Origin of the sequence: Phocaeicola sp. (genome assembly GCF_048170425.1) — a bacterium.
Classification (GTDB): domain Bacteria; phylum Bacteroidota; class Bacteroidia; order Bacteroidales; family Bacteroidaceae; genus Phocaeicola.
Genome location: NZ_DBEXBB010000181.1, coordinates 1 through 9,203, shown reverse-complemented (window position 1 = coordinate 9,203; position 9,203 = coordinate 1). Strand labels below are relative to the sequence as shown.

Below are 9,203 nucleotides of genomic sequence, written 5' to 3'. Positions count from 1 at the left end.
AAATTAAAAGCGTTTCTTCAGTTAATAGTTAAATGACTTATCTGTTTATATAAAATGGAAGTAATTAAAACAGCGATAGAGGGTGTGGTGATTATTGAGCCACGCATTTTTAAGGATGCCAGAGGGTATTTCTTTGAATCGTTCTCTCAACGGGAGTTTGAAGAAAAAGTGGGCAAAATCAATTTTGTACAGGACAACGAGAGTATGTCGTCCTACGGGGTGATGCGCGGACTGCATTTCCAGCGTCCGCCTTACACTCAGAGCAAACTGGTGCGCTGCGTGAAGGGTGCGGTACTGGACGTAGCGGTGGACATCCGCAAAGGGAGTCCAACTTACGGACAGCATGTGGCCGTAGAACTGACAGAAGAAAACCATCGCCAGTTTTTTGTGCCGAGGGGGTTTGCACACGGGTTTGCCGTACTGAGCGAGACGGCCATCTTCCAGTATAAATGTGACAACTTCTATCACCCGGAAGCGGACGGTGGTATCAGCATCCTGGATGATTCGCTGGGCATCGACTGGCGTATCCCGACCGAACAGGCCATTTTGAGCGAGAAAGACACCAGGCATCCGCTGTTGAAGGATTTTGATTCGCCATTCGACTATCATGTTTCACTGTATTAATTCTTTACGATTATGACAACTTTCAAACGCAACATACTGATTACCGGCGGTGCCGGATTTATTGGCAGCCACGTGGTGCGCCTGTTCGTGAACAAGTATCCGGAATACCGTATCATCAACCTGGACAAGCTGACGTATGCAGGGAACCTGGCGAACCTGAAGGACATTGAAAACCAGCCGAACTATGTGTTCGTAAAGGCGGACATCTGCGATTATGAGAAGATGCAGGAGCTGATGCAGCAGTATCACGTGGACGGCATCATCCACTTAGCAGCAGAAAGCCACGTAGACCGCAGCATCAAGGATCCGTTTACTTTTGCTCGTACGAACGTGATGGGTACGCTCTCGCTGCTACAGGCGGCCAAGGTGTACTGGGAAAGTCTGCCGGAAAAGTATGAGGGCAAGCGTTTCTATCATATCTCTACCGACGAGGTGTACGGGGCGCTGGAGCTGACACATCCGGAGGGCATCGAGCCGCCGTTCACTACCACGGCTTCATCGTCGGAACATCACCTGGCGTACGGGAAGGATTTCTTCTACGAGGACACGAAATACAATCCGCACAGCCCCTACTCTGCCAGCAAGGCGAGCAGTGACCACTTTGTGCGGGCATTCCACGACACGTACGGTATGCCGACCATCGTGACGAACTGTTCGAACAACTACGGGCCGTATCAGTTCCCGGAGAAGCTGATTCCGCTGTTCATCAACAACATCCGTCACCGCAAGCCGCTGCCTGTATACGGCAAGGGGGAAAACGTGCGCGACTGGCTGTATGTGGTGGACCATGCACGGGCCATCGACGTGATTTTCCACAACGGGAAGACGGCGGAGACGTATAATATCGGCGGGTTCAATGAGTGGAAGAACATCGACATCATCAAGGTGGTGATTAACACGGTGGACCGTCTGCTGGGCCGCAAGGAGGGTGAAGACATGGATTTGATTACGTACGTAACCGACCGTCTGGGTCACGACATGCGTTATGCCATCGACTCTACGAAGCTGCAAAAGGAACTGGGCTGGGAACCGAGCCTGCAGTTTGAAGAAGGCATCGAGAAAACCGTACGCTGGTACCTGGATAACCAGGAATGGATGGACAACGTAACGAGCGGGGACTACCAGAAGTATTATGACAGCATGTACAATGGGAAATAAGATTAAAAAGTAAATTAACATAACTCTTCTTTCTTCACCATGAAAAGATATTGCCAGACACTGGAACTCTATGACGACAAGGAGCTGATTGAGGCCTACGTGGCGGAACATGCGCACGTGTGGGAAGAGGTGAAAGCGGGTATCCGCGAGGTAGGTATCACGGACATGCAGATTTACATTGACGGGAACCGACTGTTCATGATCATGGATACCACGGATGAATTCGATATGGAACGGGATTATGCCCGACTGGCTACCCTACCCCGTCAGGCGGAATGGGAAGCGCATATGGCGAAGTTCCAGAAAGCGGCTCCGGGAGCGACCTCGCAGGAGAAATGGAAGCTGATGACACGGATATTTAAACTGTAAAGAGTGAATAATGAATAATTAAAAACGAGTGGATGGCCTCATTCTGCATTATTCATTATTAATTTTTCATTATTAATCGGATTACATGAAAAAGTTATTGTCATTGCCACCGAATCTGGTGGAGTGTTTTCACGATATTATGCATGCGGACCGCAAGGAGTGGTTCTGCACGTCGGACCCGGTGGGACGAAAGCTGGGTTCGGGAGGCGGTACGGCCTGGCTGCTGAATGCCTGCCGGGAGGAAGAGGACAAGGAAGCCGCACTGGGTGACTGGCTGGCACGGGAGAAGCGTATCTTGCTGCATGCGGGGGGACAGAGCCGCCGTTTGCCGGGATATGCGCCTTCGGGTAAGGTATTGACGCCGATTCCGGTGTTCCGCTGGGCACGGGGGCAGAAGCTTACACAGGATTTGCTTTCATTGCAATTACCATTGTATGAGGAAATCATGGAACGGGCGCCGGAAGGACTGCGTACGCTGATTGCGAGCGGCGACGTGTACATCCGGGCCACAGAACCGCTACAGGAGATTCCGGATGTGGACGTGGTGTGCTACGGCTTGTGGGTGGACTCGGAACTGGCGAAGAACCACGGGGTGTTCGTGTCGTCACGGAAGGAGCCGGAGAAGCTGGACTTCATGCTGCAAAAGCCCAGCGTGGAGGAAATGGGCAAGCTGATGCAGGATTACCTGTTCCTGATGGACATCGGTATCTGGCTGCTGAGCGACCGGGCTATCGAGCTGATGGTGAAACGTTCTACCGACAAGGAAGGGGGCGTGAAATTCTATGACATGTATTCGGAGTTCGGACTGGCGCTGGGGGCGCATCCGCGCATCGTAGACGAGGAGTTGAACGGGCTGAAAGTGGCCATCCTGCCGCTGCCGGGCGGAGAATTCCACCACTACGGCACGAGCCGTGAGATGATTTCGTCGACGCTGGCGGTGCAGAACTGCGTGACGGACCAGCGGGCAATTATGCACCACAAGGTGAAGCCGCATCCGGCGGTGTTCGTGCAGAATGCGGAGATGGAGTTTCCGCTGACGGCGGACAATGCGGAGGTGTGGGTGGAAAACAGCCACGTGGGCAGGAACTGGACGCTGCACAGCCGGAACATCATCACGGGGGTGCCGCGCAACGGCTGGGCGCTGAACGTGCCCGAAGGGGTGTGCGTCGACGTGGTGCCGATGGGCGAACGGGAGTTTGCCGCGCGTCCGTACGGCTTTAACGATAAATTCAAAGGGAGCCTGAAGGAGGCTTCTACAACATACCTGGGCCGTCCGGTAACGGAATGGCTGGCGGAAAGAGGTCTGACAGCGGACGGAATTCAGGGCTGTGAGGACTTGCAGTCGGCAGCGATTTTCCCGGTGACGGACTCGATAGAAGACTTGGGCACGGTGCTGCAATGGATGACAGACGGCGGACAGGGTGAAGCCGGAAAGGCTATCTGGATGAAGGCACGCAAGGTTTCGGCCGACGAGATTTCGGCGTATGCCAACCTGCGACGGCTGTTCGCCCAGCGGGAGGTGTTCCGCAAGGAGAACTGGAGCCTGCTGGCCAAGAACCAGGAACGGAGCGTGTTCTATCAAGTGGACTTGCAGGAGGCGGCTGAAGCGTTCGCCAAAGGATGCATCGCCTTGCCGGATGAACTGCCGGAGGGGTCTCCTCTGCTGAAGCGAATCAGCGACGCGATGTTCCGCGCAAAGGTATGCGAACTGGAGGGTAAGCCGGAAGCGAAGGAACTGGAGGCTCGGGCGTTTGGACTGATGCGGCAGGGACTGACCAGCACAATGGATTATCGTCAGCAGCCGAAGCTCTCAGTGTATGCGGATCAGATTGTGTGGGGACGCAGCCCGGTGCGCATTGACATTGCGGGGGGATGGACGGATACCCCACCCTACAGCCTGATGGAGGGTGGAAATGTGGTGAACCTGGCCATTGAACTGAACGGGCAGCCGCCGCTCCAGGTGTACGTGAAGCCGTCGAAGGACTACCGGATTACGCTACGCTCGATTGACCTGGGGGCTATGGAGGTGGTTTCCACGTACGAGGAGTTGCAGGATTTCAGCAAGGTGGGCTCGCCGTTCTCGATTCCCAAAGCGGCACTAGTGCTGGCGGGATTTCATCCGGATTTCTCCGTGGAACGGTTTGCTTCGCTGGAAGCACAGCTGAAGGCGTTCGGCACGGGTATCGAGGTGACGTTGCTGTCGGCCATTCCGGCAGGTTCGGGACTGGGTACCAGCTCGATTCTGGCGGCCACGGTGCTGGGGGCGCTGAATGACTTCTGCGGTCTAAACTGGGACAAGCAGGGCATCGGCAGCCGTACGCTGGTGCTGGAACAGTTGCTCACCACGGGGGGTGGCTGGCAAGACCAGTACGGGGGTGTGCTGCACGGGGTGAAACTGTTGCAGACGCAGCCGGGATGGCATCAGGAGCCGAAGGTGCGCTGGCTGCCGGACTATCTGTTCACGAGCGACGAGTACCGTAAATGTCATTTATTGTATTACACGGGCATTACGCGCACGGCCAAGGGAATTCTGGCAGAGATTGTGAAGGGGATGTTCCTGAACTCGAACCGTCACCTGCACTTGCTGGAGCAGATGAAGGGGCATGCCATGGATATGTACGATGCCATCCTGCGGAATGACTTTGAGGAGACGGGACGACTGATACGAAAGACATGGATGCAGAACCAGCGGCTGGATGAAGGCACGAACCCGCCGGCTGTACAGGCCTTGACGGAACGGATTGACGACCTCTGCCTGGGATACAAGTTGCCGGGTGCCGGTGGCGGTGGTTATCTGTACATGATGGCGAAAGACCCGGATGCGGCCGTACGTATCCGTCAGATTTTAACGGAGAGCCGGGCGAACGACCGGGCACGCTTCGTAGAGATGAGTTTATCAAACAAGGGACTGGAAATCAGTAGAAGTTGACATGGAAAAGATTGGATTGGTAAGGACCAGGGATGGAAGGAGTTTTCTGGTTCCTTTTATTTTGATTACATCGCTCTTCTTTCTGTGGGGAGTGGCGCACAGCATTCTGGATGTGCTGAACAAGCATTTTCAAGATACGTTGGAGATTACCCGCACACGCTCGGCGCTGATTCAGGCAGTGGTGTACGGAGGCTATTTTATCATGGCATTGCCGGCAGGACGGATTATCCGCCGCTTCGGCTATCGCACGGGGGTGCTGACGGGGCTGGTGCTGTATGGCATCGGGGCTTTGCTGTTCATCCCGGGAGGTCGGATTCAGTCGTTTGAGTTTTTCCTGCTGGCGTTGTTTGTCATCGGTTGCGGGCTGACCTGTCTGGAAACGGCCTCGAACCCGTATGTAACGGTGCTGGGCGAACCGGAAGGCAGCGAACGGCGTATCAACCTGGCACAGTCGTTCAACGGGCTGGGCTGGATTTGCGGTCCGCTGGCGGGGGGATTTTTCCTTTTTGCCGGAGGAGGTGACGTAACGACACCGTATGCGGTGCTGGGTACAGTGGTGCTACTGATTGCGGTGGTCTTCTCGCGGGTGAAACTGCCGGAAATCGGACAGGAAACAGAAGGCGGACAAGCGGAAGGCAGCGGGAAATCGCTGTGGAAGACGGCTTCGTTCACGGTCGGGCTGTTGTCGCTCTTCCTTTATGTGGCGGCACAAACGGGCATCAACAGTTTCTTTATCAATTATGCCACGGAAAATGCAGGGGTTTCGGCTCACAAAGCTTCGGTATGGCTGTCGTTCGGAGGGATGGGACTGTTCATGGCCGGACGTATGGGCGGAAGCTGGCTGATGCGCTTTGTAAAAGGAGAAAAGGTGCTGACAGTATGTGCCGCAGGGGCACTGGTGTGCATGGCTACGGTGATTCTGCTGCCGGGGAAAGTGGGCTGGTATTTCCTGCTGCTGTGCTTTTTATGTGAATCGATTATGTTTCCTACCATTTTTTCCCTATCTTTGCGCCATGTAGGCACATATACTAAACAAGCTTCTTCTTATCTGATTATGTCGATTGTAGGAGGGGCTGTCGCTCCCTTGTTGATGGGATTCATTGCCGACCATGTCTCCATGGCAGTGGGCTTTATTGTACCGCTGGTCTGCTTTGCAGAAATTCTAGGGTTTGCAGCAAGATACAAGAAACTATCGTAACTTTTTTCTAATATACACATAGGTAACTGATTACTAATCAAAAACGACATAAACTCATGTTGAAGCTCAAGGAGATTAAAATCATCGAATCGAAAAAAGAACTGGAAGCCCTTCCTGAAGGGAAGCTGCTGATTAATACCATTAACGCACATTCGTATAATACAGCGCTGAAAGATACGTTCTTTGCCGAAGCATTGATAAAAGGAGACGTACTGATTCCTGATGGAGCAAGTATTGTCATGGCTTGCCGGAAGCTGAAGGCGAAAAGTCAGCCAACAGAGCGCATTGCCGGATGGGACTTGTTTTCCATGGAAATGGAACGGCTAAACCGCAAGGGTGGAACGTGCTTCTTCATGGGAAGCAGTGAGAAGGTGCTGGCATTGATTCGGGAGAAAGCACAGACAGTATATCCTAATATCCAGATTGAAACTTACTCCCCACCCTATAAACCGGCATTCTCGGAAGAGGAAAACCGAGAAATTATTCAAGCAATCAACCAAGCAAACCCAGACTTGCTCTGGATTGGCATGACTGCTCCAAAACAGGAAAAATGGGCATACCGTCATTGGAAGGAACTGGAAATTCATTGCCATTGCGGCACCATCGGAGCGGTATTCGACTTTTTTGCCGGCACCATAGAACGGGCTCCTTTGTGGTGGCAGGAACATAGCCTGGAATGGCTATACAGACTACTGAAAGAGCCGAAACGGATGTGGCGCCGATACATTATCGGAAACACGTTGTTTATCTGGAATGTCATGAAAGAAATGTGACAAGTGAACCGAACTTGAAAGACTAAGTTAAAATCCAAAAATATATTTTGAGAAATGACTGTATAATTTATAACTATACAGTCAAACTTTTCGTTATTTCATTGGTCATTTAACAAAAATCCAATTACTTTGCAACGAAACTTTTAACAAATCAACAAAAAGCATAGCGCATGAAAGCAAAATATGATGCATACAACCGTTGGGTAAGCCTGTTCATTGTTACCTGTGAAACACTGATTACAGGGGGATTGTTCTATCTGTTATTTCTTACCACAGAGGATACACCGTGGCACAAAACTCTGCTGGCACCGCATTTGCAAGTCATCCTGACCGTAATGCTATGTTATTTTGTATCGGCCATACAGGCGGGTGTAGTACTTTACCGGCGTAAAGTATATGCTTACCAGATTTTTGGGAAAGTACTGAGAAGCACCATCTTTTTTGGAATACTGTCGGGAGTAATACTCGAGCTGGGAGAATTCATGGATGCCTGGTCGTATTTCTACCTGACCTTTCTGGGGCTGGAATTAATCTGCCTGGCGATTTTCCGTATTCTGATGCGATGGGGACTGAAAAGATACCGTTCGAAAGGAGGTAACCTGCGCTATGTAGTGCTAGTGGGAAGTTCGGAAAACAACCGGGAACTATATTATGAACTGACCAACCAGGACTGGACGGGATTCAGAGTGAAAGGATATTTTGATTTCCAGCCTAACCCGCGATTTCCACAAGAATGCCCGTATCTGGGACAGCCACAAGAGGTGGAAAGTTACCTGGAAAAGAACGGGAATACGCATTATTTGTTCTGCTGTCTGCCTTCGAAGGAGCATGTCATTATCCGTTCATTAATTGATTATTGTGAAAACCATATGGTGCATTTTTACAGCGTACCGAACATATATAACTATTTACAGAACCGGGTATATTTTAATATGGTGGGTAACGTGCCTTTCCTTAGTCTGCGGCCGGACCCGCTAAGCCTGACGGGGAACAAGATGCTGAAACGGGCATTCGACATTGTGTTCTCTCTGTTGTTTCTCTGCACGCTCTTTCCGTGTATCCTGTTGATAGTTAGTATTGTGACTAAACTTACCATGCCGGGACCTGTGTTCTTTAAACAGAAACGAAACGGACTGAATGACAAGGAATTCTATTGCTATAAATTCCGGAGCATGAAGATAAACACACAAGCTGACTCACTGCAAGCAACCAAGGATGATCCGCGCAAAACGCGGTGGGGAAACATCATGCGGAAAACCAGCATCGACGAGTTGCCGCAGTTTATCAATGTGCTGCTGGGCGACATGAGCGTGGTGGGCCCCCGACCGCACATGCTGAAGCATACTGAGGAGTATTCGAAGCTGATTAACAAGTATATGGTAAGGCATTTTGTGAAGCCGGGCATCACAGGGTGGAGCCAGGTAACGGGCTATCGCGGAGAGACTAAAGAACTGAAAGAGATGGAAGGACGTATCCGGGGGGATATATGGTATATCGAACACTGGAGCTTCGGACTGGACTTGTTTATTATTTATAAAACGGTGGCAAATGCCATACACGGAGAAAAGAACGCATACTAAGACTTAACATAAAAAGAAAACATTATGAATTACTATTTAAGGCAGAATATTTGCCTGGGGGTATTCCTGACTGGTTGCGGCATAAGCTATGCCCAACTGGCCGCAGTGAAGACGAACGCACTGCTGTGGGGGAACCTGACGCCAAACATTTCAATGGAACTAGTGACAGCTCCCCGGTTTAGTCTGGAAGGAACTGTGTTTTACGGACTGAACAAGACACCGCTGAATGCCCAACTGAAAGGAGCACAAGCTGAAATCAGATACTGGATTTCGGGAAGACCTATGGCACGTTCGTTCGTCGGACTGTCTGTAAGCGGGGTAAGATATACGGTGACACACAAGGGTACGACTCACTTGGGAGAAGCCGCAGGACCGGGACTGACATATGGATATGCCTGGCCTTTAAGCAAACACTTTAACCTGGAGTTCTCTGCCGGAGTGGGTGCCATGTGGTACAGAGAGAAAAAATATCCGGAAGGCACAGTCCCGATGCAAGAGGAATATAATGCAAACGGAATGAAGTGTGTACCGACAGAAATAGCGGTATCATGCTGTTATTTGTTCTAACAAAA

At 51.4% G+C, this 9,203-nt stretch carries 8 protein-coding genes; all 8 read left to right on the top strand.

The genetic code is table 11. From position 1 onward, the window contains the following. The first annotated feature begins 54 nt into the window (after nt 1–54). Nucleotides 55–624 carry a dTDP-4-dehydrorhamnose 3,5-epimerase gene (gene rfbC, locus ACMJ0U_RS07100; protein WP_417129177.1) on the top strand — a complete coding sequence of 190 codons (570 nt, stop codon included), beginning with the start codon at nt 55–57 and terminating at the stop codon, nt 622–624. A gap of 12 nt (nt 625–636) precedes the next feature. Next, complete coding sequence (locus ACMJ0U_RS07095; protein WP_417129176.1) at nt 637–1,782, top strand: dTDP-glucose 4,6-dehydratase; 1,146 nt, start codon at nt 637–639, stop codon at nt 1,780–1,782. 39 nt (nt 1,783–1,821) lie between these two features. Beyond that, nucleotides 1,822–2,151 (top strand): L-rhamnose mutarotase, encoded by a 330-nt coding sequence (locus ACMJ0U_RS07090; protein ID WP_117673955.1) that lies wholly within the window; start codon nt 1,822–1,824, stop codon nt 2,149–2,151. An 85-nt stretch (nt 2,152–2,236) separates the two neighbouring features. After that, the gene (locus ACMJ0U_RS07085; RefSeq protein ID WP_417129174.1) at nt 2,237–5,080 is read left to right on the top strand and encodes a bifunctional fucokinase/fucose-1-phosphate guanylyltransferase; all 2,844 of its coding nucleotides are present in this window, start codon (nt 2,237–2,239) and stop codon (nt 5,078–5,080) included. 1 nt (nt 5,081) lies between these two features. Next, nucleotides 5,082–6,278 (top strand): sugar MFS transporter, encoded by a 1,197-nt coding sequence (locus ACMJ0U_RS07080; protein WP_417129172.1) that lies wholly within the window; start codon nt 5,082–5,084, stop codon nt 6,276–6,278. Nucleotides 6,279–6,334: 56 nt separating this feature from the next. Further along, nucleotides 6,335–7,051: a WecB/TagA/CpsF family glycosyltransferase gene (locus tag ACMJ0U_RS07075; protein WP_417129170.1), complete on the top strand. Its 717-nt coding sequence runs from the start codon at nt 6,335–6,337 to the stop codon at nt 7,049–7,051. Between the two features lie 170 nt (nt 7,052–7,221). Then, nucleotides 7,222–8,631, top strand: a complete 1,410-nt coding sequence (locus tag ACMJ0U_RS07070; RefSeq protein WP_417129168.1) for an undecaprenyl-phosphate glucose phosphotransferase — start codon at nt 7,222–7,224, stop codon at nt 8,629–8,631. 24 nt (nt 8,632–8,655) lie between these two features. Beyond that, nucleotides 8,656–9,198 carry a DUF3575 domain-containing protein gene (locus ACMJ0U_RS07065; RefSeq protein ID WP_417129166.1) on the top strand — a complete coding sequence of 181 codons (543 nt, stop codon included), beginning with the start codon at nt 8,656–8,658 and terminating at the stop codon, nt 9,196–9,198. Nucleotides 9,199–9,203: the final 5 nt, after the last annotated feature.

Bases quoted from the DNA above. Each gene is read 5' to 3' on its own strand.
- rfbC (WP_417129177.1), top strand. From the start codon at position 55: ATGGAAGTAATTAAAACAGCGATAGAGGGTGTGGTGATTATTGAGCCA.
- ACMJ0U_RS07095 (WP_417129176.1), top strand. From the start codon at position 637: ATGACAACTTTCAAACGCAACATACTGATTACCGGCGGTGCCGGATTT.
- ACMJ0U_RS07090 (WP_117673955.1), top strand. From the start codon at position 1,822: ATGAAAAGATATTGCCAGACACTGGAACTCTATGACGACAAGGAGCTG.
- ACMJ0U_RS07085 (WP_417129174.1), top strand. From the start codon at position 2,237: ATGAAAAAGTTATTGTCATTGCCACCGAATCTGGTGGAGTGTTTTCAC.
- ACMJ0U_RS07080 (WP_417129172.1), top strand. From the start codon at position 5,082: ATGGAAAAGATTGGATTGGTAAGGACCAGGGATGGAAGGAGTTTTCTG.
- ACMJ0U_RS07075 (WP_417129170.1), top strand. From the start codon at position 6,335: ATGTTGAAGCTCAAGGAGATTAAAATCATCGAATCGAAAAAAGAACTG.
- ACMJ0U_RS07070 (WP_417129168.1), top strand. From the start codon at position 7,222: ATGAAAGCAAAATATGATGCATACAACCGTTGGGTAAGCCTGTTCATT.
- ACMJ0U_RS07065 (WP_417129166.1), top strand. From the start codon at position 8,656: ATGAATTACTATTTAAGGCAGAATATTTGCCTGGGGGTATTCCTGACT.